General features: G+C 71.3%; 19 protein-coding genes. 13 read left to right on the top strand and 6 right to left on the bottom strand.

Annotated features, from left to right (window positions below):
- Positions 1-57: 57 nt before the first annotated feature.
- On the bottom strand, positions 58-1,245 hold the full coding sequence (locus ACH427_RS27270) for a trypsin-like serine peptidase (protein WP_398873517.1): 1,188 nt from the start codon (positions 1,243-1,245) through the stop codon (positions 58-60).
- Positions 1,246-1,500: 255 nt separating this feature from the next.
- On the opposite strand from ACH427_RS27270, the gene ACH427_RS27265 reads away from it, so the two are divergent.
- From ACH427_RS27265 to ACH427_RS27250, 4 genes are all read left to right on the top strand, one after another.
- Positions 1,501-2,742, top strand: coding sequence for an aminotransferase class III-fold pyridoxal phosphate-dependent enzyme (locus ACH427_RS27265; protein WP_398873515.1), 1,242 nt, complete (start codon positions 1,501-1,503; stop codon positions 2,740-2,742).
- A gap of 27 nt (positions 2,743-2,769) precedes the next feature.
- Positions 2,770-4,680, top strand: coding sequence for an IucA/IucC family protein (locus ACH427_RS27260; protein WP_398873513.1), 1,911 nt, complete (start codon positions 2,770-2,772; stop codon positions 4,678-4,680).
- Positions 4,681-4,758: 78 nt separating this feature from the next.
- The gene (locus ACH427_RS27255; RefSeq protein WP_398873511.1) at positions 4,759-5,475 is read left to right on the top strand and encodes a GNAT family N-acetyltransferase; all 717 of its coding nucleotides are present in this window, start codon (positions 4,759-4,761) and stop codon (positions 5,473-5,475) included.
- 162 nt (positions 5,476-5,637) lie between these two features.
- Complete coding sequence (locus ACH427_RS27250) at positions 5,638-7,632, top strand: ATP-dependent DNA helicase (RefSeq protein WP_398873509.1); 1,995 nt, start codon at positions 5,638-5,640, stop codon at positions 7,630-7,632.
- Between the two features lie 94 nt (positions 7,633-7,726).
- On the opposite strand, the gene lexA is transcribed toward ACH427_RS27250, so the two are convergent.
- Positions 7,727-8,512, bottom strand: coding sequence for a transcriptional repressor LexA (gene lexA / locus ACH427_RS27245; protein ID WP_361520735.1), 786 nt, complete (start codon positions 8,510-8,512; stop codon positions 7,727-7,729).
- 582 nt (positions 8,513-9,094) lie between these two features.
- Here lexA and nrdR point away from each other — a divergent pair.
- Both nrdR and ACH427_RS27235 read left to right on the top strand, forming a co-directional pair.
- Positions 9,095-9,607 (top strand): transcriptional regulator NrdR, encoded by a 513-nt coding sequence (gene nrdR, locus ACH427_RS27240; protein WP_398873507.1) that lies wholly within the window; start codon positions 9,095-9,097, stop codon positions 9,605-9,607.
- Between the two features lie 114 nt (positions 9,608-9,721).
- Positions 9,722-12,598 carry a vitamin B12-dependent ribonucleotide reductase gene (locus ACH427_RS27235; RefSeq protein ID WP_398873505.1) on the top strand — a complete coding sequence of 959 codons (2,877 nt, stop codon included), beginning with the start codon at positions 9,722-9,724 and terminating at the stop codon, positions 12,596-12,598.
- Positions 12,599-12,708: 110 nt separating this feature from the next.
- Here the strand turns inward: ACH427_RS27235 and ACH427_RS27230 are convergent, their stop codons facing one another.
- The gene (locus tag ACH427_RS27230; RefSeq protein ID WP_398873503.1) at positions 12,709-13,233 is read right to left on the bottom strand and encodes a TerD family protein; all 525 of its coding nucleotides are present in this window, start codon (positions 13,231-13,233) and stop codon (positions 12,709-12,711) included.
- Positions 13,234-13,421: 188 nt separating this feature from the next.
- Entirely contained in the window at positions 13,422-13,880 is a 459-nt protein-coding gene (locus tag ACH427_RS27225; RefSeq protein ID WP_398873501.1) for a nuclear transport factor 2 family protein, read from the bottom strand.
- Between the two features lie 92 nt (positions 13,881-13,972).
- On the opposite strand from ACH427_RS27225, the gene ACH427_RS27220 reads away from it, so the two are divergent.
- Positions 13,973-14,530: a TetR/AcrR family transcriptional regulator gene (locus tag ACH427_RS27220; protein WP_398873499.1), complete on the top strand. Its 558-nt coding sequence runs from the start codon at positions 13,973-13,975 to the stop codon at positions 14,528-14,530.
- 296 nt (positions 14,531-14,826) lie between these two features.
- Positions 14,827-15,432, top strand: coding sequence for a YdbC family protein (locus tag ACH427_RS27215; RefSeq protein ID WP_398873497.1), 606 nt, complete (start codon positions 14,827-14,829; stop codon positions 15,430-15,432).
- 37 nt (positions 15,433-15,469) lie between these two features.
- Here the strand turns inward: ACH427_RS27215 and ACH427_RS27210 are convergent, their stop codons facing one another.
- The gene (locus tag ACH427_RS27210; RefSeq protein ID WP_398873495.1) at positions 15,470-16,096 is read right to left on the bottom strand and encodes a TetR-like C-terminal domain-containing protein; all 627 of its coding nucleotides are present in this window, start codon (positions 16,094-16,096) and stop codon (positions 15,470-15,472) included.
- Between the two features lie 136 nt (positions 16,097-16,232).
- On the opposite strand from ACH427_RS27210, the gene abc-f reads away from it, so the two are divergent.
- From abc-f to ACH427_RS27185, 5 genes are all read left to right on the top strand, one after another.
- Positions 16,233-17,849 carry a ribosomal protection-like ABC-F family protein gene (abc-f, locus tag ACH427_RS27205; RefSeq protein ID WP_398873493.1) on the top strand — a complete coding sequence of 539 codons (1,617 nt, stop codon included), beginning with the start codon at positions 16,233-16,235 and terminating at the stop codon, positions 17,847-17,849.
- A 39-nt stretch (positions 17,850-17,888) separates the two neighbouring features.
- Positions 17,889-18,548, top strand: coding sequence for a histidine phosphatase family protein (locus ACH427_RS27200; RefSeq protein WP_398873491.1), 660 nt, complete (start codon positions 17,889-17,891; stop codon positions 18,546-18,548).
- A gap of 11 nt (positions 18,549-18,559) precedes the next feature.
- Entirely contained in the window at positions 18,560-19,450 is an 891-nt protein-coding gene (locus ACH427_RS27195) for an ADP-ribosylglycohydrolase family protein (protein WP_398873489.1), read from the top strand.
- Positions 19,451-19,529: 79 nt separating this feature from the next.
- The gene (locus ACH427_RS27190; RefSeq protein WP_398873487.1) at positions 19,530-20,231 is read left to right on the top strand and encodes a ribonuclease HII; all 702 of its coding nucleotides are present in this window, start codon (positions 19,530-19,532) and stop codon (positions 20,229-20,231) included.
- Positions 20,232-20,290: 59 nt separating this feature from the next.
- Positions 20,291-20,908 carry a hypothetical protein gene (locus tag ACH427_RS27185; protein ID WP_398873485.1) on the top strand — a complete coding sequence of 206 codons (618 nt, stop codon included), beginning with the start codon at positions 20,291-20,293 and terminating at the stop codon, positions 20,906-20,908.
- 16 nt (positions 20,909-20,924) lie between these two features.
- Here ACH427_RS27185 and ACH427_RS27180 read toward each other — a convergent pair whose 3' ends face one another.
- Positions 20,925-21,572: a hypothetical protein gene (locus tag ACH427_RS27180; protein ID WP_398873483.1), complete on the bottom strand. Its 648-nt coding sequence runs from the start codon at positions 21,570-21,572 to the stop codon at positions 20,925-20,927.
- Positions 21,573-21,763 lie beyond the last annotated feature (191 nt).

The following is a 21,763-nucleotide window of genomic DNA, read 5'->3' as shown; positions in this document are numbered from 1 at the left end:
CGCGCATGCACACGCGAAGGCCCGCCCCGTCCGGGGGCGGGCCTTCGGCTGCACCGCTTACTGGTTGGCGAACTTCCGGCTGATGCCGTCATAGACGCCCTTGGCCTCCGGGCCCAGGTGCGGGCCGGCGAGCCAGGTGCTGTTGGCCGGGCCGATGGAGGTGTTGGAGACCAGCACCACCTTGCCGTCGCGCTGGGCGAACCAGCCACCGCCGGACGAACCGCCGGTCATGGTGCAGCCGATGCGGTACATCGTCGGCTGCGACGGGTCGATCGTCAGCCGGCCGGGCTTGTCGACGCAGTCGTACATCTTCTGCCCGTCGAAGGGCGGCGCGGCCGGGTAGCCCCAAGCGCCCATCGACTGGATGGACTTCACCTGCGGGGCGTCGAAGTCCACGGTGAGGGCGTTGCCGACGGTCTCCTCGAGGGACTTGCCGGAAGCGGTCTCCGGCTTCACGTGCAGCACGGAGAAGTCGTAGGGGGCACCCGCACCCCCGGTCTCGGCGCCCTGCGTGATCCACTGCGAGGACGTCTGCGCCCAGTCCGCCCACCACACGCCGTACGGAGCGACGTCCTGCACCGGCGCGGTGTTGACCTGTGCGCTCGGCAGGCCCTTGTCGTTGTAGGACGGCACGAAGGCGATGTTGCGGTACCAGCCGCCGCTCTTGCCCGCGTGCACGCAGTGGCCCGCTGTCCACACCATGTTGGACTTGCCGGGGTGTGCCGGGTCCTTGACGACCGTTGCCGAACAGACCATGTGGCCCTCGGGGCTGTCGAAGAAGACCTTGCCGACCGGGGCGGCGTTGTTGTGGTAAGGCAGGTCGACCGACTTGGCCGTCACCGCCTTCGGCTCCGGGTCGGTGACACCCTGGTCGCCGGAAGCGCCGGGCGCGCTGCCCGGGGCGCCCTTGCTCGACAGCGTCTTGTCGCTGGAGCGGGCGTCCTTCATGGTGTCGGGCTTCCAGTGGCCCTTGATGATGGGGTTGATGAAGTCACGGGCCTCGCGGAGCCACTGGTCCTTGTCCCAGTTCTTCCAAGCGCCGTTCTTCCACTTGTCCAGGTCCTTGAGGGATGAGGGCAGGTTCTTGGGCAGCTGGATGCCGTCGTCGCCCGTCTGGGCGGCGGAGGCGCTGGGCTTGTCGCTGCCGGACGCCTTGTCCTCGGAAGGACCGCACGCGGTGGCTGTCAGGGCCAGCGCGGCGGTCAGAGCGGCCGCTGCCAGCGCGGGCCGGCGGATGGATGGCATGGAGTGGGTTCCCCCTGAATCGATCTCTTGGCGCAGCGGGCCCGCGCTGGGCGCGGACCCCTATGAATTTGTCATGTACCGCCCCAATGGGGTGGCAGGACCCCACTATGCCGGTGCGGTGGGAGACGGGCTCGGGCGGGTCCCCGGTTCCGGGCCGAAGGTTCTTGACGGTCGGCCGTGTTCCGCCGCTCGCGGCGTCGTTGGTACGTACAGGGGAGAACCGACCGGAGTTCAGCACCAGGAGGTCCCAGAGCCGTGACCTTGACCCGGTTGCCAACGACCTCGCCGCCGACGACCCGTGAGAGCGTCCTCCGGCGGCAGCCGGCCCGGGAGGCGGCGGCCCGTACGTACGCCCGCTCGCTGCCGGTCGTGCCGGTGCGTGCCCGGGGGCTGACGGTCGAGGGCGCCGACGGCCGCCGCTATCTCGACTGCCTCTCGGGAGCGGGCGCGTTGGCGCTCGGCCACAATCACCCGGTCGTGCTCGAAGCGATCCGCGCCGTGCTTGACTCGGGCGCCCCACTGCACGCGCCGGATCTCGCCACACCCGTACGGGAAGCGTTCACCGGCGAGTTGCTGGCCACGCTGCCGCGCGGTCTGGCCGACGGGGCACGGATCCGGTTCTGCGGCCCGACGGCCGCCGACGCGCTGCGGGAGGCCGCCGCACTCGTACGGGCCGCGACCGGCCGCACGGAAGTGCTCACCCTTTCCGGCGCCCCGGCCGAGACCTCCCTCGCTCTGTCCGGGCTGTCCGACGTGTTCCTCACGGCCCTGGGGAGCGGCGGACGCGCACCGGCCGCGGTGGTCGTCGAGCCCGTGGCGGGCGAGAGTGCCGTGCTCCCGGCGCCGGACGGCCTGCTGCGGCGAGCACGCGACATCACCGCGGCCCGCGCGATCCCCCTCGTCGTGGACGAGACGGTGACCGGTGTCGGGCGCACCGGCGCTTTCTGGGCCGTGGAGCACAGCGGCATCGTGCCCGATGTGATGGTGCTGTCCCACGCCATCGGCGGCAGCCTCCCCCTTGCCGCCGTCGTCCACCACGCCGGGCTCGGCGGCCGCCTGCCAGCCGACCGCGCGGACACCTGCCGGGGCAATCAACTGGCCATGGCGGCGGGCACGGCGACCCTGCGGTACGTACGGGAGAACCGCCTCGCCGGGCGCGCGGCGGCACTCGGCGCGCACATCCTCCGGCGGCTCCGGACACTCGACCACGCGTGCGTCGGTGAGGTTCGGGGGATCGGCCTCATGATCGGCATCGAGTGCGCGCCCGGACCGGCCGCCGCCGTGCGGCGCGAGTGCCTGCGCCGGGGGCTCATCGTCGGACTCGGCGGCCCGCACTCCTCCGTCGTACGCCTCCTGCCTCCTCTCACGATCACCGACGAGCAGACGGAAGCCGTTCTCGACCGACTGGCGGACGCGCTCGCCGCGGTCGACCGGACCCACCGCCGCGCAGCCACTCCGAGCACGCCGAAGGAGGCAGGCCCCGCGACCCCGGCCTGATGCCGGGGCACGCGTGCCGCACACCGTATGAACGCATCCACCGGGACCGAGGCATCCGCCGTCCACCGGGACCACCGCTTCACCGGTCAGCCCAGGACGCCTGCGGTGCCGGGCCAGGGCGCGGGCCCCGACCCTCGTACGCCGGCCGCCATCGACCCACTGGAGCACCCCGACCCCGGGGCCGCCGCGGACGCGGCCACCGTGGAGGGCCTGCTGCGCTGCTGGGTGCGGGAGAACGACATCGCCCGCCCGGACGGCAGCGTGCTGCGACTGCCCCTCACCGCCAGCGGTGCCGCACTGCGCGTCCCCGTGCACTACTGGTCCGCCACCGGCTGGCACCGCTTCGGGCTGCCCAGCCTGGCGGACGGCCCGGCCGACGCCCCGCCCGTCGACGCCGTCACCCTGGCCGCACTCCTCGGCAGGGAGGCCGCGCACCGGTCGGCACCGGCCGGTCGATCAGCGGCCGAACTCGTCGGCCGGGTCGCGGACTCGGCCCGCCGTACGGCGGACTTCCTCGCGGACCGGCGCGCACGGCCCACCGACCCGGACGGCGACGACCTCTTCCTCTACGCGGAACAGTCCCTGCTGCTCGGACACCCCCTCCACCCCGCGCCCAAGAGCCGCGAGGGCCTCTCCGAAGCCGAATCCCGCGTCTACTCACCCGAGACGCGCGGCTCCTTCCCGCTGCACTGGCTGGCCGTCCACCGCTCCCTGCTGGCCGGCGAATCGGCGTGGACCGAGCGTGGCAGGGCGGTCGACGCCGCAACGCTCGCCGCCCGGCTCGCCGGCCCCGGACTGCGGCTGCCACCGGACACCGTGGCCTTGCCGGTGCATCCCTGGCAGGCACGTGAACTGGGCGGCCGCCCGGCCGTCGCCCGCCTCCTCGAAGCCGGGCTGCTCCACGACCTCGGCGCGCACGGCGAGCCGTGGTATCCCACCTCGTCCGTACGCACCCTGCACCGCCCCGGCGCGCCCGCGATGCTGAAGCTCTCCCTGGGCCTGCGCATCACCAACTCGCGGCGGGAGAACCTCCGCAAGGAGCTGCGACGCGGTGTCGAAGTGCACCGGTTGCTGCGCAGCGGCCTCGCCGAGCGGTGGCGCGCGACGTGCTCCGGCGGCCTCGGGTTCGACATCGTCCGCGATCCCGCCTGGCTCGCCGTCGACGACCCGGACGGCACACCGCTGAAGGGCCTGGACGCCGTCATCCGGCACAACCCCTTCGGCCCCGGGGACGACGCCGCGTGCCTCGCCGGAATCGCCTCGCCACGTCCCTGGCCCGCCATCGAGGGGCGCCCCGGGCGGCCCCGCATGTCCTCCCGCCTCGCCTGCCTCGTGGCCCGGCTGGCGCACCGCACCGGGCGGCCCGCGGGAGCAGTCTCCGCGGAGTGGTTCCTGCGGTATCTGGAAGCGGTCGTCCGGCCCGTGCTGTGGCTCGACGGCGAGGCGGGCATCGCGCTGGAGGCCCATCAGCAGAACACGCTGGTCCTTCTGGACCGGGACGGCTGGCCCGCCGGTGGCCGCTTCCGTGACAACCAGGGCTACTACTTCCGCGAGTCCCACCGCGACGCACTCGACGGCAGGCTCCCCGGAATCGGAGCGGAGAGCGACACGTTCGTCTCCGACGAGGTGGCCGACGAGCGCTTCGCCTATTACCTCGGCATCAACAACGTGCTCGGTCTGATCGGGGCGTTCGGGGCCCAGCGGCTGGCGGACGAGAGGCTGCTGCTGGCCGCCTTCCGGCGCTTCCTGCGGGCTGCCGCCGCCGCGCCGGGCACGGGCGGCTCGTCCCTGCCCGCCCGCCTCCTCGGGTCGCCCACGCTCCGCTGCAAGGCGAATCTGCTGACCAGGCTGCACGGGCTCGACGAGCTCATCGGCCCGGTCGACACCCAGTCCGTCTATGTCGACATCGCCAACCCCCTTGCCACGCCGGCCGGATGACCGGCGGAAGCCCGGACGAGTGGCGTCCGGCCGAGCACTGTCGAAGGTCAGGGGACGCACCGAGAGGAGAGTGCCGTCGTGCCGCCCACCGACCCCAGCGCGAGTTCCAGCACCGACGACACCCTTGACCTGCGGCTGTCCGAAGAGCTCGTCGAGTTCATCGCCCATGACCCCTCGGAGCCGCACGCCCCCGGGAGTGTCGCCGCGTCCTGGCGCCGGGGCCCGGACCTCCTCGACTCCCTCGTGGACTGGGGGTCCGTCGAGACCGGGATGGGGCCCTTCCGGCTCGTGCCCGTCCGCGTCGAACGCGACCTGCCGATCATCACCCGCTGGATGAACGATCCGGCGGTCGCCGCCTTCTGGGAGCTCGACGGGCCCGGGACCGTCGCCGAGGCCCACCTTCGCGCCCAGCTCGACGGCGACGGCCGCAGCGTGCCCTGCCTGGGAGTCCTCGCCGGTGTGCCGATGAGCTACTGGGAGGTCTACCGCGCCGACCTCGACCCCATCGCCCGCCACTACCCGGCCCGTCCGCACGACACCGGACTCCACCTCCTGATCGGGAAGGTCTCGTACCGCGGCCGCGGCGTCGGCACCCGCCTGCTGCGCTCCGTCGCCGACCTCGTCCTGGACCGCCGGCCCTGCTGCGGCCGGGTCGTCGCCGAACCCGACCTCCGTAACACCCCCTCGGTCGCGGCGTTCCTCAGCGCGGGCTTCCGGCTGACAGCCGAGATCGACCTGCCGGACAAGCGTGCGGCCCTGATGATCCGCGACCGCGCGCTGCGCCGGGTCCTGTGAACGCCCCGCGGCGACCCAACTCGGTGATGGGCGGCGGCTCGTACGGGCCGCCGCCGCGGATATCACGAACAGCCGCCGGACGCCCGCCGCGGAACCCCGTCCGCCGCACATTTCCATGATCGGGCAAGAGATGTCAGTGCCTCCCCTTAGGCTGGACGCGCTATGACTGCCACCTCCTCGCCCTCCCTCGCCGACCTGCTGCACGCCGCCGTCTCCGCCGTCGGCGGCACAGAGCGGCCCGGTCAGGCCGCCATGGCCGAAGCCGTCGCCGAAGCCGTCGACGACAATTCCCACCTGCTGGTGCAGGCCGGCACCGGCACCGGAAAGTCCCTCGGCTATCTGGTCCCGGCCCTGGCTCACGGTGAGCGCGTCGTCGTGGCGACCGCCACCCTCGCGCTACAGCGCCAGCTCGTGGAGCGCGATCTTCCGCGGACGGTCGACGCCCTTCAGCCGCTGCTGCGCCGCCGCCCGCAGTTCGCCATGCTCAAGGGCCGGTCGAACTATCTGTGCCTGCACCGGCTGCACGAGGGCGCGCCGCAGGAGGAGGAGCAGGTCCTCTTCGACCCCGCCGAGCCGGTGGCCCCGACGGCGGCCGCGCCGAGCAGCAAGCTCGGCAAGGACCTGCTGCGCCTGCGCGACTGGTCGGACGAGACGGAGACCGGCGACCGCGACGACCTCACGCCCGGCGTGTCCGACCGCGCGTGGTCCCAGGTGTCGGTGACCTCCCGCGAGTGCCTGTCCGCCTCCAAGTGCGCGTACGGCGCCGAGTGCTTCGCCGAGGCCGCCCGCGAGCGGGCCAAGCTCGCCGATGTCGTGGTCACCAACCACGCCCTGCTGGCCATCGACGCTATCGAGGGCGCGCCGGTGCTGCCCAGCCATGAGGTGCTCATCGTCGACGAGGCCCATGAGCTGGTCTCCCGGGTCACCGGCGTGGCCACCGGCGAGCTCTCGCCGAGCCAGGTCAACCGCGCCGTGCGCCGCGCCGCGAAGCTCGTGGACGAGAAGGCCGCGGACGCGCTCCAGACCGCCTCCGAGACCTTCGAGCGCCTCATGGAGCTCGCGCTGCCCGGCCGTCTCGAGGTGCTCCCGGAGGATCTCGGGTACGCGCTGACGGCACTGCGCGACGCCTCCCGTACGGTGATCTCGGCCATCGGCAACACCCGCGACAAGTCCGTCCAGGACGAGGACGCCGTCCGCAAGCAGGCGCTGGCCGCGGTGGAGAACGTCCACGCGGTGGCGGAGCGGATCGTGGAGGGCTCCGAATACGACGTCGTCTGGTTCGCGCGGCACGACCGCTTCGGAGCGTCCCTGCGGGTCGCCCCGCTCTCGGTCTCCGGCCTGCTGCGGGAGAAGCTCTTCGCCGAGCGCTCGGTGATCCTCACCTCGGCCACGCTCAAGCTCGGCGGGGACTTCAACGGGGTCGGGGCCTCTCTGGGGCTGGCTCCGGAAGGCACCGGGGGAGAGGACAGCCCGCCGTGGAAGGGCGTCGACGTCGGCTCTCCCTTCGACTACCCCAAGCAGGGGATCCTCTACGTGGCGCAGCACCTCTCCCAGCCCGGGCGGGAGGGCAGCCGCACGGACATGCTCGACGAGCTGGCGGAGCTGGTGGAGGCGGCCGGGGGCCGGACGCTCGGGCTGTTCTCCTCGATGCGGGCCGCCCAGGCCGCCGCGGAAGCACTGCGGGGCCGGCTCGACATGCCGATCCTGCTCCAGGGCGAGGGCACCCTCGGTGAGCTCATCCGGGCCTTCGCGGACGACGCGCGGACGTGTCTGTTCGGCACGCTGTCCCTGTGGCAGGGCGTCGACGTGCCCGGCCCGAGCTGTCAGCTCGTCGTGATGGACCGGGTGCCCTTCCCGCGCCCCGACGACCCGCTGATGAGCGCTCGGCAGAAGGCCGTGGAGGAGGCGGGCGGCAATGGCTTCATGGCGGTCGCGGCGACGCACGCGGCGCTGCTGATGGCACAGGGCGCCGGGCGGCTCGTGCGCGCCACCGGCGACCGCGGTGTCGTCGCGGTGCTCGACCCGAGGCTGGCCAAGGCGCGCTACGGAAGCTTCCTGCGCGCCTCGATGCCGGACTTCTGGTACACCACGGACCGCAACCAGGCCCGCCGCTCCCTGGCGGCGATCGACGCGGCGGCGAAGGCGGAGGAGCGGTAGAGCCCGCGTCCCCGCGGACCACGGCCGGGAGCGCCGGGCACAGGCGAGCCCCGGAACCGGCGCAGTGGTCCCGGGGCTCGGTCGTGCGCCGCCTTCAGACCCGGCGGAGCACCGCTACCACCTTGCCCAGAATGGTGGCCTCGTCACCAGGAATGGGCTGATAGGCGGCGTTGTGCGGGAGCAGCCATACATGGCCGTCCTCGCGCTTGAAGCGCTTGACCGTCGCCTCGCCGTCGAGCATCGCGGCCACGATATCGCCGTTCTCCGCGACCGGCTGGCGACGCACCGTCACCCAGTCGCCGTCGCAGATCGCGGCCTCGACCATGGAGTCGCCGACCACCTTGAGGACGAAGAGCTCGCCGTCACCGACCAATTGGCGCGGCAGCGGGAAGACGTCCTCCACGGACTCCTCGGCGAGGATGGGCCCGCCTGCGGCGATCCTGCCGACCAGGGGCACGTAGGAGGCCGCGGGCTTGCCGGTCGTGTCGGTGGGCTGCGAGCTGGGCTGGTCGGAGCCGCGCACTTCATACGCGCGGGGGCGGTGGGGGTCCCTGCGGAGGAAGCCCTTGCGCTCCAGGGCCATGAGCTGATGGGCCACGGAGGAGGTGCTCGAGAGTCCCACCGCCTGGCCGATCTCGCGCATGGAGGGCGGATAGCCCCGGCGCTGGACGGAGTCCCGGATGACCTCGATCACCCGCCGCTGCCGGTCGGTGAGGCCCGAGCTGTCGGCCCGGATTCCTGGAGGTCGTCCGGGAAGGGCGCGAGCGGGCTTAGGCCCCTCGGCGTTCATGGCTGCGTCATTCATCGGGTGTGCCTGGTCGAGTCGGTTCTGGGAGCGGTCCTGGGCGGTGATGGTGGCGCTGTCTGCGGTGGTGGTCACGTCGGCCCCTCTCGAGATGTTCTCCCTAGCTGGACAACGGTAGTTGCTTTCGAAAGGTTGCGCCAAACACACGTTCGAGTGAAATATCGAAGATTCCCTGACGTGATCAGGTGGGAGGGTGTAGGGCTGAAGATCAATTCGACCTATTACGGTAACCTTCCGTGCGAAGTCCTATGGACTTCACGGATCCCGTCGGATCGGACGCCGACCGGCGGAAGCCTCCCCGGAGGCGGCGGTCCGCGGCGGCCGGGCGCGGCTGGTGCGCGGAGGTCGCGGCGCCGGTGGCCAGTGTGTCATCCGCGGGTCTCCGAAGCCCCCGCGGGGCCGTTGTTCGGGTCGCTCGCGTAGGCTCGAAGCCTGCTCGGACGGCGCGACACGCCTCCGGCGAGCTTCGCCGCCCGGCACCAGATCTAGTGGTTTGATTGCGACGGCTACCCACAAGTTGTGGTCGACGGTCGTCGCTGGTCATTCCGGCCCGCGGCCATCGCCTATGCTTGGGGCTGCTTCACGAGGTCCCTGGAAAGGGGTCGCCGAAGCCGAAGATCGTGCACAGTCCTATGAGGGTGAGGAGGGTGGAGAGCCATGCACTGCCCCTTCTGCAGGCACCCCGACAGCCGTGTGGTCGACAGTCGGACCACCGATGACGGCTGCTCGATCCGCAGGCGCCGCCAGTGCCCCGACTGCTCCCGCCGGTTCACGACCGTCGAGACCGCGTCACTGATGGTGATCAAGCGCAGCGGGGTCACCGAGCCCTTCAGCCGCAACAAGGTCATCTCCGGGGTGCGCAAGGCGTGCCAGGGTCGGCCGGTCACCGAGGACGCCCTGGCGAAGCTCGGCCAGCGTGTCGAGGAGGCGGTGCGGGCCACGGGCAGCGCCGAACTCTCCACGCATGACGTCGGCCTCGCCATACTCGGCCCCCTCCGGGATCTCGACCTCGTCGCGTATCTCCGCTTCGCGTCCGTGTACCAGGCGTTCGACTCGCTGGAGGACTTCGAGGCCGCCGTCGCGGAGCTCCGGGAGCAGCGGCCCGTCACGGCCGCCGGTGAGCGTGCCGGGAGCCCCGAGGTTCCGGCGCCCGCCACCGCCGCCGACTAGCGGCGACAACCACAGACCTGCCCGGCGCGCCCCGCGCGCCCGGGTGAACGACAGACATCCGCGCCACGGAAGAATTAGGCGCATTAGGGCGTTTTGCCCGTAGAGGGAGGCGGCATGACAGAGACGACGAGCGGCCCGGCACGAGGTTCCCGCTCCAAGGGGAACAAGGGCGGCAAGGGTCTGCGCATCGAACGCATCCACACGACTCCCGGCGTGCATCCGTACGACGAGGTGGTCTGGGAGCGTCGTGACGTCGTCATGACCAACTGGCGCGACGGCTCGATCAACTTCGAGCAGCGTGGCGTCGAGTTCCCCGACTTCTGGTCGGTCAACGCGGTCAACATTGTCACGAGCAAGTACTTCCGTGGCGCGGTCGGTTCGCCGGAGCGCGAGTCGAGCCTGCGGCAGCTGATCGACCGAGTGGTGAAGACCTACCGCAAGGCGGGCGAGGAGAACGGCTACTTCGCCTCCCCGGCGGACGCCGAGATCTTCGAGCACGAGCTCAGCTACGCCCTGCTGCACCAGGTCTTCAGCTTCAACTCGCCGGTCTGGTTCAACGTCGGCACCGCCCAGCCCCAGCAGGTCTCCGCCTGCTTCATCCTGTCCGTCGACGACTCCATGGAGTCGATCCTCGACTGGTACAAGGAAGAGGGCATGATCTTCAAGGGCGGCTCGGGCGCCGGCCTGAACCTCTCCCGCATCCGCTCCTCCAAGGAGCTGCTCTCCTCCGGCGGCAACGCCTCCGGCCCGGTCTCCTTCATGCGCGGCGCCGACGCCTCCGCAGGAACGATCAAGTCCGGTGGCGCCACCCGCCGCGCGGCCAAGATGGTCGTCCTCGACGTCGACCATCCGGACGTCGAAGCCTTCATCGAGACCAAGGTGAAGGAGGAGGAGAAGGTCCGCGCCCTGCGCGACGCCGGCTTCGACATGGACCTGGGCGGCGACGACATCACGTCCGTCCAGTACCAGAACGCCAACAACTCCGTCCGCGTCAACGACGAGTTCATGAAGGCCGTCGAGACCGGTTCGAAGTTCGGCCTGCGCGGCCGGATGACCGGTGAGGTCATCGAGGAGATCGACGCCAAGGGCCTCTTCCGCAAGATGGCCGAGGCGGCCTGGGCCTGCGCCGACCCGGGCATCCAGTACGACGACACGATCAACCACTGGCACACCTCGCCGGAGACGGGCCGGATCACCGCGTCCAACCCGTGCAGCGAGTACATGCACCTGGACAACTCCTCGTGCAACCTCGCCTCGCTCAACCTCATGAAGTTCCTGCGCGACGACGACAACGGCAACCAGTCGTTCGACGCCGAGCGCTTCGCCAAGGTCGTCGAGCTCGTCATCACGGCGATGGACATCTCCATCTGCTTCGCCGACTTCCCGACCGAGAAGATCGGTGAGACGACCCGCGCGTTCCGCCAGCTCGGCATCGGCTACGCCAACCTCGGCGCCCTGCTGATGGCCACCGGTCACGCGTACGACAGCGACGGCGGCCGCGCGCTCGCCGGTGCCATCACCTCGCTGATGACCGGCACCTCCTACAAGCGTTCCGCCGAGCTGGCCGCGGTCGTCGGTCCGTACGACGGCTACGCCCGCAACGCCGACGCCCACAAGCGCGTCATGAAGCAGCACGCGGACGCCAACGCCGTCGCCCCGCGCGCCGACGACCTGGACACCCCGGTGTGGGCCGCCGCGACCGAGGCGTGGCAGGACGTCGTCCGCCTCGGCGAGAAGAACGGCTTCCGCAACGCGCAGGCATCCGTGCTGGCCCCCACCGGCACCATCGGCCTGATGATGGACTGCGACACCACGGGCGTCGAGCCGGACCTGGCCCTGGTCAAGTTCAAGAAGCTCGTCGGCGGCGGCTCGATGCAGATCGTGAACAACACGGTCCCGAAGGCCCTCAAGCGCCTGGGCTACCAGCCGGAGCAGGTCGAGGCGATCGTCGCCCACATCGCCGAGCACGGCAACGTGATCGACGCCCCGGGCCTGAAGACCGAGCACTACGAGGTCTTCGACTGCGCCATGGGTGAGCGCGCGATCTCCGCCATGGGTCACGTCCGCATGATGGCCGCCGCGCAGCCGTTCCTCTCCGGTGCCATCTCCAAGACGGTGAACCTGCCGGAGTCGGCCACCGTCGAGGAGGTCGAGGAGGTCTACTTCGAGGGCTGGAAGCTCGGTCTGAAGGCGCTCGCGATCTACCGCGACAACTGCAAGGTGGGCCAGCCGCTCTCCGCCAAGAAGAAGGACGCCGAGGTCGCCAAGGCGCCCGAGGCCGCTCCCGCCGCGGAGAAGGTCGTCGAGTACCGCCCGGTCCGCAAGCGTCTGCCCAAGGGCCGTCCGGGCATCACCACCTCCTTCACGGTCGGTGGCGCCGAGGGCTACATGACCGCCAACTCCTACCCGGACGACGGTCTCGGTGAGGTCTTCCTCAAGATGTCCAAGCAGGGCTCGACCCTGGCGGGCATGATGGACGCCTTCTCCATCGCGGTTTCCGTCGGCCTGCAGTACGGCGTGCCGCTGGAGACCTACGTCTCGAAGTTCACCAACATGCGCTTCGAGCCGGCCGGCATGACCGACGACCCGGACGTCCGGATGGCGCAGTCGATCGTCGACTACATCTTCCGCCGTCTGGCGCTGGACTTCCTGCCGTTCGAGACCCGCTCGGCCCTGGGCATCCACTCCGCCGAGGAGCGCCAGCGTCACCTGGACACCGGTTCGTACGAGCCGACCGACGACGAGGTCGACGTCGAGGGCCTCGCCCAGTCGGCGCCGCGTCACGTCGAGGCCCCCAAGACGGAGGCCCCCGCCCAGCCCGCGGCGGCCGTCCCGGCCCCGAAGCAGGCTCACAACAACACCGAACTGGTGGAGATGCAGCTCGGCCTGAACGCCGATGCTCCGCTGTGCTTCTCCTGTGGCACGAAGATGCGCCGCGCGGGCAGCTGCTACCTCTGCGAGGGCTGCGGCTCCACCAGCGGCTGCAGCTGACGGCGAGCGCCGGACGGCGCGCACCGTATGACGTGACCAGGCGGAAAGGCTCCCCTCGGGGACGCCTTTCCGCCTGGCCGTTTCCGTGCTCCGGGCCGACGTGCCGGGAATCAGCGGCGGCCCATCATCGCGGCGAACGCCGTGGGATCGGCGTCGAATCCACGCAGCACGTTGCGGAATGCCCACGCTCCCGAGCTGTCCCGGATGAATTCCCCGACGGTCGCGGCGGTGAACGCCGCGACGGCGGTGAGATCCTCGGCGGCCAGCACGGAGCGGTCTTCAGTGATGCGTATGCCCGTATTCGCCACCTCGCCGAAGGTCTTCCGTCCGGCGTTCTGCTGGATGGCCACACCCACCACCACCCGGCCGTATTCGTCCGACAGCCGGTCGAGTTCGAGCGTCATCGCCTCGTCGGTGCCCAGGCCCTGGCCCGTGCGGCTGTCCCGGCTGAGGGTGATGGTGCCGTCGGGGGCCCGGCTGCCGAAGTAGACGAGATACGCGGGGCTTCCGTAGGGCGCGGTCGCGGGATACGTCGCGGCTATGAGGTCGAGGTCGGTGGCGGGAGTGCCGGGTGGGCTCGGGTCCCATTTGAGCGTCACCTCGACTTTTTCTATCCCCTTGTTGAGACCGTTCACCAGGCTCCCCTTCCTCGGAACTCGTCTGATGCCGCACAGGACCCGTGCGCAGTGCCGGCGGTACGGAACCGGGCCACGGCCGGGCGGGATTCCGCGAGTTCGCGTCCCTGACTCCCAAGGATTTCACGCTCGTTGCCGCTGATGCCACCCTCGGTGACGCATCGGACGCGACGGCATCCGCCCGCGGTTCAGCCGGTCCGCTCGCGTGGTGCCACTGAGAGAAACACATCCTGGGCGTGGGCCCCCGGCGCGGATTCGACGGCGAGGGCATCGTTGATGCTGGCCTCGCGGCGACACATCAGGCCATCGGCGTCGAACTCCCACTGCTCGTTGCCGAAACTGACCCACTGCCTGCCGTCGGCGTCACGCCAGTCGTAACGGAAGCGCACGGAGATGCGGTTGCCGCTCCAGGACCACAGGTCCTTGCGCAGGCGGTAGTCACGTTCCTTCTCCCACTTGAGGCGCAGGAATTCGCGGATTTCCGCGCGGCCGGTGAGGAAGTGGTCCCGATTCCGCCAGACGCAGTCCTCGGTGTAGGCCAGGGCGACCCGATCCGGGTCGCAGGAGTTCCAGGCGTCCTCGGCGGCCTGGACCTTGGCTCGGGCGGCCTCCTCGTCGAACGGCGGAAGCGGCGGACGCTGAGCCATGGAATTGCCTTTCCTGCCAATGGAGAACGAGCGTTCTCGCAGTTGTCGCGTAGCCTAGAGAACGAACGTTCTCTTCGCCAGTCGGGAGTGACATGGATATCGCCGAGAGCGAGCGCCGGGTGCTCGATGCCGCCGAGGCGCTCTTCTACGAGCACGGCGTACAGGCCGTGGGCATGGACCGGATCCGCAGCGCGTCCGGTGTTTCGCTCAAGCGCCTCTATCAGTGCTTCCCCTCCAAGGAGGCTTTGGTGGAGGCATGGCTTCGTCGTCGCGACCGTCACTGGCGCGGCATGCTCGCCGGTTGCGTGGAACGCCGGTCCGCGGCGGACCGGCCGCTCGCGGTGTTCGAGTGGCTGCACGCGTGGTTCGCCGAACCGGACTTCCGGGGCTGTGCGTTCATCAACGCGTTCGGGGAGATGGGGGCGGGGTCGACGGCCGTGGCCGATGCCGTGCGTGACCACAAGGCCGAGGTGCGTGGCTATCTCCTCGGCCTCGTCCGTGCCGCCGGCGCCGTGAACGCGGAGCGGCTGGCCGACCAGCTCGCCGTGCTCATGGACGGAGCGATCACCACCGCCGCGATCACCGGAGAAGCCGGTGTCGCCCTCCGGGCACGAGATGCCGCCGCAGTGTTGCTCGCGCCCGCCGGATGATCGCGGGGGTGTGAGGCTCGGCCCCGAGGCGGAGTGCCGGTGCGACTTGAACGCTGTCGGTGTGCAGTGGCGGCAGGCGAATCCCGGCGCACGCCGGAGCCCGCCCCGCTCACCGTTCCCGATGGTGTGCTTCCGTGCCTCCGCGATGCAACAGCTGCTGAACGCCGAGGACTTGGTGGAACCGCTGAAGCGGGAGTTCTGCATCGAGCTCAGAGAGGTGGATGCCGGCACGCTCGCGCGGGTGTACTCATCCGGGACGTGATTACGCGCCGCTGTCTGCACCGTACGATGGCGCGGTGCTGGTCAAGTGGATTCGCTGCACTGTGGTGGACCGTCGTGGTTTCGAGCGGGGGCAGCGGAAGTGGGCGGGGTTGCTCGGTGAACCGGGATTCCGGGGGCAGGGCGGGGGCTGGAGCAGGGGCCGCCCCCAGGTGGCGCACCTCTTCGGCTTCTGGGAGAGCAGGGCGTTCTACGACTCGTTCATGGCGCGGTCCTACGACAGGCTGGCAGCCGCGCAGGCAGGCACGTACAAGAACATCCAGGTGCGGCTGTTCGAGCACCGGTGCGACGTAAAAGTGGGTTTTCGGCCGCAGTTCGCGGACGCGGACGTGGTGCGCGTCGCCCACTGCCGTGTGCGTGAGGACCGGGTCGAGCACTTCACGCTGATGCAGGAGAAGGTGTGGAACCCGGCCATGGCCGGGTCGCCGGGAATGCTGCGAGGTGTGTTCGGCGAGGCGCCCGGCCAGGAGTTCCTGGTGCTGTCGATGTGGAACTCCGGGGCCGAGTACGGCAAATACCGCGTCGACCGGTTGGAGCGGCTCGCGCTGCGGGCGCAGACCGAGGCGGATGTCGCGGCGATCGGCGGCGACATCGTCGCGATAGAGCCGTCCTGGACGGTGTGACCGCCGTGCCCGAAGCGGCGCCGGGGTGTGCCCGGCGTCAGGCGCGCCGGGCGTAGACCCCTGCGCGGGCGGCGGCGAGTGCCGCGTCTGCCGCCTGGTCGGCGTCGGCCGTGCCGATGGGCTCCCGGCTGATGAACAGCCGGAAGAACAGCGGGGCCGAGGCGGCTCGCATCAGAGCGCCCGGTTCGGTCCCGGAGGGTACCTCGCCGCGCTCGACGGCCCGTTCCACCAGTGGCGCGCAGCGTGCGAACCGCTCGGTGTAGAAGGCGCGCAGGGCATCCGCCGCGCGCGCGGACTGGAACGCGGCGGCGATGAAGGCGGCGGGGGCGGCGGCACCCGCGGGGTCGCCGAAGCTGTCGAGGATCTCCTGCGTCAGGGCGCGCAGATCGCCCCGCAGGGACCCGGTGTCGGGCGGGGTCCAGCTGTCCTCGCCCGCGAGCTCGAGCGCGTCCGCGACGAGTCCTTCGACTCCGCCCCAGCGCCGGTAGAGCGTTGTCTTGTGGACGCCGGAGTGCTCGGCCACGTACTCGACCGTCAGGCCCGGATAGCCGGTCTCGACCAGCCCGGCGAGGACTGCGTCACGGACGGCGGCACGGGTGCGCGCGGTGCGCCCGCCGGGGCGGACGGTGCCAGGGGCCTGGGAGGGTGACGTATCGGACGGCAATTGCTACTCCTGTTGCGTTAGTGGGCGGGGTCGTGCCATGCTGAGGGTAACGCAACTCGGGTCGCATTTGCGGCTCGGTCGCCTGTGCTGTGCGGGTGGCGCACCTGCCCGTGGCCGATTCCCCCTGGAGGTCTGTATGCACACCCAGCTTTCCCTGCGCGGTGTTTCCCTGTCCCGCGGAGACAGGCACCTCCTGGACGGCGTGACCTTCTCGGCGCGGCCGGGTGAGCGCATCGGCGTGGTGGGGGAGAACGGTGCCGGCAAGTCCACCTTGCTCAGGCTGCTGGCCGGTACCGAGAAGCCCGACGACGGCACGGTCGTGACGGCAGCGGAGGGCGGCGTCGGCCTCCTCGGGCAGACACTCTCACTTCCTCCGGACCACACCGTCGGCGACGCGATCGACGCGGCGCTCGCGGAGCTGCGCACCATGGAGCACCGCCTCCGCGAGCTCGAGACCGGTTTGGAGTCCGCCGGGCCTCAGGGGCTCACCGAATACGGGGAGCTGCTCACCGCCTTCGAAGGACGCGGCGGTTACGAGGCGGACGCCCGGGTGGACAAGGCGCTCCACGCGCTGGGGCTCGCCCGCATCGGACGGGAGCGGGTGCTGGGCAGCCTGTCGGGCGGCGAGCAGGCCCGGCTCGGACTGGCCTGCCTCATCGCGGCCGCTCCCGAGGTCATGCTCCTCGACGAACCCACCAACCATCTCGACGGTGCCGCCCTGACCTGGCTCGAAGACGCCGTACGGGCCCACCCCGGCACCGTCCTCGCGGTCTCCCACGACCGGGTCTTCCTGGAGCGCGTCGCCACCGCGGTGGTCGAGGTCGACGCGGACCGGAAAACCCTCGTCCGCTATGGCGGCGGGTACGCGGGATTCGTGGCGGAGCGGGCGGCGGCCCGGCGCCGCTGGGCGCAGGCATACGAGCAGTGGGTGGCGGAGACCGAGGCGCTGGCCGAGACCGCCGTGACCACCGCACAACGCGTCGCCCCCGGCCGGGCCATGAAGGACGGCAACAAGATGGCGTACGACCGGGACAAGGGACGGGTGCAGGCTTCGGTCTCCAGCCGGGTGCGCAACGCCCAGGAACGGCTGCGCCGCCTGCGGGAGAACCCGGTGCCGTGCCCACCGGAGCCGCTGCGCTTCACTGCACGTCCGTCGGCGGGCGAAGCCGACGGCGTCCTCGTCGAGATGGAGGATGTGCGCGTCGGAGACCGGCTCGCTGTCGGTTCACTCCGGATCCACGCGGGGGAGCGGATCCTGGTGCACGGTGCCAACGGCGCGGGCAAGTCCACGCTGCTCAAGGCCCTGGCCGGGGTGGCCGAGCCGGATACCGGCGCAGTGCGCCGCCGGGGACGCGTCGGCTACCTCCCCCAGGAGACAGCCGTGAGCCGGCCCGCCGAGCGGCTGCTCGCCGCCTTCGGGCGTGAGCTCCCGGGTGACGAGGAGGCCCACCGTGAGCTCCTGCTCTCCTACGGTCTCTTCCTGGAGCGGGATCTCCATGTGCCCGTCGGCTCGCTCTCGGTGGGGCAGCGTCGCCGCCTGGGTCTCGCCCGCCTGCTGGCCCGCCCGGCTGACCTGCTGCTGCTCGACGAGCCCACCAACCACCTCGCCCTCGGCCTGGTCGAGGAGCTGGAACAGGCGCTGGCGCAATGGCCGGGTGCTCTGGTGGTGATCTCCCATGACCGGCTGCTGACCAGCCGCTTCATCGGACGTCACTGCGAGATACGGCGAGGTCGGCCCCTGTTCGAGGGGTGACGTGCGGCGAGAGGTTCGCGCTCGATCTAGGGTGGCGGCATGCCACGGCCCCGACGCATCGTTCTCATCCGCCACGGCGAGTCGGTGGGCAACGTCGACGACACCGTTTACGAACGGGAGCCCGATCACGCCCTGAGCCTGACGGAAAAGGGCCGCAAGCAGGCCCGGGAAGCAGGCGTCCAGCTGCGCGAGCTCTTCGGGGACGAGCAGGTGTCCGCTTACGTCTCGCCCTACCGCCGTACGCACCAGACCTTCCACGAGCTGGGGCTCGATCCGGGCCGGGTCCGGGTCCGCGAGGAGCCGCGTCTGCGCGAACAGGACTGGGGCAATTGGCAGGACCCCGCGGACGTGCGCCGCCAGAAGGCGTACCGGGACGCCTACGGCCACTTCTTCTACCGCTTCGCCCAGGGCGAGTCGGGCGCCGATGTGTACGACCGCGTCGGAGCGTTCCTGGAGAGCCTGTGGCGCAGTTTCGAGGACCCCGGCCACCCGCCGAACGTCCTGTTGGTCACCCATGGGCTGACCATGAGGCTGTTCTGCATGCGGTGGCTGCACTGGACCGTGGCCGAATTCGAGTGCCTGTCGAACCCGGGCAACGGAGAGACCCGCGCCCTGATCCTCGGCACCGACGGCCGGTACCACCTGAACCGGCCGTTCGAGCGCTGGTGCACCCCCGAACCGTACGGGTTCACCGGTTAGAGTTCGCTGCGATGACCGCTGACCGATTCCACCGAGCCCTGAGGAGCCTGCGCGGGCTGGCTCTCGGTGACGCCCTCGGGTCCCAGTTCTTCGTCCCCGCCCATTACCCCTCACTCAAGCGCCGCGAACTGCCGCCTGCCCCCTGGCAGTGGACGGACGACACCGAAATGGCCTGTTCGGTGCTGGCCGTACTCGCCGCGCACGGCCGGATCGATCAGGACGCCCTGGCCCGCTCCTTCGCCGAGCACCACGACTTCGACCGCGGCTACGGCCCGGCGGTCAACCGCATGCTGCGCTTGATCAGGGAAGGGGGCGACTGGCGGGAGCTGGCCGCCGCCCTGTTCAACGGGCAGGGCTCCTGGGGCAACGGCGCCGCCATGCGCATCGCACCGCTCGGCGCCTGGTACGCGGACGACCCGGAGCAGGCGACGCACCAGGCCGAGATCTCCGCGTACACCACCCACCAGCACCGCGAGGCCGTGGCCGGCACCATGGCGGTGGCCGCCGCCGCGGCGATCGCCGCCGCACCCGGCTCCGTCACGGCCGAGGCGCTCCTGGACGGCGTGATCGCACTCGTGCCGCGCAGCGCGGTCCAGGCCGGGCTGAGGCGCGCACGCGACATGCTCGACTACGGCGACGCGCACACCGTCGCCGCTGTCCTCGGCTGCGGACGCCGCACCAGCGCCCATGACACGGTGCCCTTCACGCTGTGGGCCGCCGCCCGCAATCTCGGCTCCTTCGAGTCGGCCTTCTGGACGACCGCGCAGGTGGGCGGCGATGTGGACACTACCTGCGCCATCGTCGGCGGAGTGGTCGCGGCGGGCGAGCGGGGAGCGCCGCCGGCGAGCTGGCTGGAGTGCGTCGAAGCGCTGCCCGGCTGGCTGCCGGCCGCTGTGAGCTGACCGGACAGAAAGAAGAGACGAAAAGGGGAGGGGGCGGGGCTACTCGGGCCGGAGCCGGGGGCGTACGCTTGCTGGCGCCATGCCGTACGAACCGCCTACCCACACCGTCGAGCGCTCCCTGCGCGCCACGACCGGAGCCAAGGTCGTCGCCGGAGTCGACGAGGTCGGCCGCGGAGCCTGGGCTGGACCGGTCACCGTATGCGCGGCCGTCACCGGTCTGCGCCGGCCCCCGGAGGGGCTCACCGACTCCAAACTGCTCACCCCCAAGCGCCGCACGGCGCTCGCGGGCGAGCTGGAGACCTGGGTGACCGCTCACGCGCTCGGGCACTCCTCCCCACAGGAGATCGACGAACTGGGTATGACGGCGGCGCTGCGACTGGCGGCCACGCGCGCCCTGGACGCCCTGCCCGTACGGCCCGACGTGGTGATCCTCGATGGCAAGCACGACTACCTCGGCGATCCCTGGCGGGTCCGTACGGTCATCAAGGGCGATCAGTCCTGCGTGGTCGTCGCCGCCGCCTCCGTGATCGCCAAGGTGCGGCGGGACGCCATGATGGCCGAACTGGGCGTCGAGTGCGCCGACTTCGGTTTCGGCGACAACGCCGGATACCCCTCGCCGGTGCACCGCGCCGCCCTGGAGGCGCTGGGCCCCACCCCGCACCACCGGCTGTCCTGGTCCTATCTCGACGCGCTGCCCAGGTGGCAGCACCTCAAGCGGGTGCGCGGCACTCCTGAGGCACTTGCTCTGGAGGCCGGTGGCCAACTCGGTTTCGACTTCTGAGCGGCGCCGGTCGCCACCCGCCGATGCATCCCGCACAGGCGTTTGATAAACATCAACTCATGCCTCTCATCCCCGAGGAGCCTCAGATTCCCGAGAGTGTCCCGGGTCCCCGCGCAGTTCCGGCCCCCGGCCGTGGCGCGCCGACCCCCCGTCCTGTCCCTGGCCCCCGTCCGGTCCCGGTGCGGCCCGGCAGCCCCGGCTCCCACCGTGGTCCGGTGCCGGTACCGTCCCCGCGTGACGCGGTGACGCCGGCCCAGGCCCCCGTCGCACCTGCCCCGGCCCCGGTGGCCGCTCCGCAGGTCCAGCTGATCCCCGCCTCCGCGCAGGGCGCGCTGGACGCCGCGGACGAGGCCGTCGACCTGCTGCTCGACAGCGGCCGCGAGCCCGGCGAGATCCTGGTGCTCACCACCGGCGATCCGCACCCCTGGGCCGTGCACGAGCTGTCCTTCGGTGAGGCGTCCTACTGGGCGCAGCACGACGCCCGCGACGACGTGTTCTACGCGAGCGCCGAGGCGGGCCGTGCCGGGCGCCGCCCGATCGTGGTCGTCGCGGTCAACGGTGGCGCGGACGCCATGGTGAACGGTGCGCTGCCCGCCGCCCTGGACCGCGCCGATGCGCTGCTGATCGTCTGCGCCGACCCCCAGCGGGTCAACTCCCTGCTCCCGGCAGGCGTCTGAGGCGCGAACCCGGCGGTCACCCGGCCTTGGAGGCAGCGGTGACCGCGGGGTTCGCGCCCGGCCCGCCGCCCGCGGGCCGGTCCGTCAGGCGGCCGTTGTGCGGTGCGTGCCGCATCTCGGAGGCCATGCTTCCGGATGCCGGTGGCGCAGTCCGGTACACCGGCGAACGCGGACGCCGCCCGCTGCGCCCCTCGCCGAGTATCTGCCAGCCACTCGTGGTCAGTGTGATGTACGCGCCGCAGCGCAGGCCGTGCAGGGTGCAGGCGTCACGCAGGCCCCACATCCACGCACCGTCCTCCTCCGTCCAACGGGCCTCGCCCTCACGGCAGTAGAGAAGCACGGCCGTGCGGACCGGGGCACGGAGCCGGAGGTCGTGCGGGATCACCTGGCGCAATTGCGCGAGGAGCGCGTTGCGGAGCTCCCAGCCGTCGGCCGAGGCGGGCCGTCTGGTGAAGGACGCGCTCGCGGCGAGCCGTTCATCGGGATCGAGGACGGCGACGACCGCCGTCGACGGTGCGGGCAGGTGACGTGCGTGCAGGCCGGTGATCAGTTCGCGCGGGTTCCGCAGCAAGGGGATTCCTGCCGCGGCCCACTCGGCGGGCTCCAGCGAGCGGCCCAGCCGGGGTCCGGAGCCCGCGGGCGGCGGAGCGAAGCCGAAGGTCATGATCCTCCCTTCGTCTGCGTGCCCATGGGCGGGCGCGGGCGGGCGTCGGGCAAGGGCGCGCACCGCCACGGCAGTCCGCCGGGCCATGGACGGACGGGGGCGGGAGCACGTCAGATTCTCCCGGCTGCGCCGGTGCGCGGCAACGATCAATTGGCGCCACTGCGCCCCCCACCGGGCGGTGTGCGCCCCTA

This window comes from Streptomyces sp. NPDC020379, from assembly GCF_044387105.1.
GTDB lineage: Bacteria > Actinomycetota > Actinomycetes > Streptomycetales > Streptomycetaceae > Streptomyces.
The sequence above is the reverse complement of the archived record's forward strand: the minus strand, read 5'-3'. Positions and strand labels throughout refer to the sequence as shown.

Coding starts and splice junctions, on each gene's coding strand:
- ACH427_RS27270 (WP_398873517.1), bottom strand. CDS start 1,245: ATGCCATCCATCCGCCGGCCCGCGCTGGCAGCGGCCGCTCTGACCGCC.
- ACH427_RS27260 (WP_398873513.1), top strand. CDS start 2,770: ATGAACGCATCCACCGGGACCGAGGCATCCGCCGTCCACCGGGACCAC.
- ACH427_RS27250 (WP_398873509.1), top strand. CDS start 5,638: ATGACTGCCACCTCCTCGCCCTCCCTCGCCGACCTGCTGCACGCCGCC.
- nrdR (WP_398873507.1), top strand. CDS start 9,095: ATGCACTGCCCCTTCTGCAGGCACCCCGACAGCCGTGTGGTCGACAGT.
- ACH427_RS27235 (WP_398873505.1), top strand. CDS start 9,722: ATGACAGAGACGACGAGCGGCCCGGCACGAGGTTCCCGCTCCAAGGGG.
- ACH427_RS27225 (WP_398873501.1), bottom strand. CDS start 13,880: ATGGCTCAGCGTCCGCCGCTTCCGCCGTTCGACGAGGAGGCCGCCCGA.
- ACH427_RS27220 (WP_398873499.1), top strand. CDS start 13,973: ATGGATATCGCCGAGAGCGAGCGCCGGGTGCTCGATGCCGCCGAGGCG.
- abc-f (WP_398873493.1), top strand. CDS start 16,233: ATGCACACCCAGCTTTCCCTGCGCGGTGTTTCCCTGTCCCGCGGAGAC.
- ACH427_RS27200 (WP_398873491.1), top strand. CDS start 17,889: ATGCCACGGCCCCGACGCATCGTTCTCATCCGCCACGGCGAGTCGGTG.
- ACH427_RS27195 (WP_398873489.1), top strand. CDS start 18,560: ATGACCGCTGACCGATTCCACCGAGCCCTGAGGAGCCTGCGCGGGCTG.
- ACH427_RS27190 (WP_398873487.1), top strand. CDS start 19,530: ATGCCGTACGAACCGCCTACCCACACCGTCGAGCGCTCCCTGCGCGCC.
- ACH427_RS27185 (WP_398873485.1), top strand. CDS start 20,291: ATGCCTCTCATCCCCGAGGAGCCTCAGATTCCCGAGAGTGTCCCGGGT.
- ACH427_RS27180 (WP_398873483.1), bottom strand. CDS start 21,572: ATGACCTTCGGCTTCGCTCCGCCGCCCGCGGGCTCCGGACCCCGGCTG.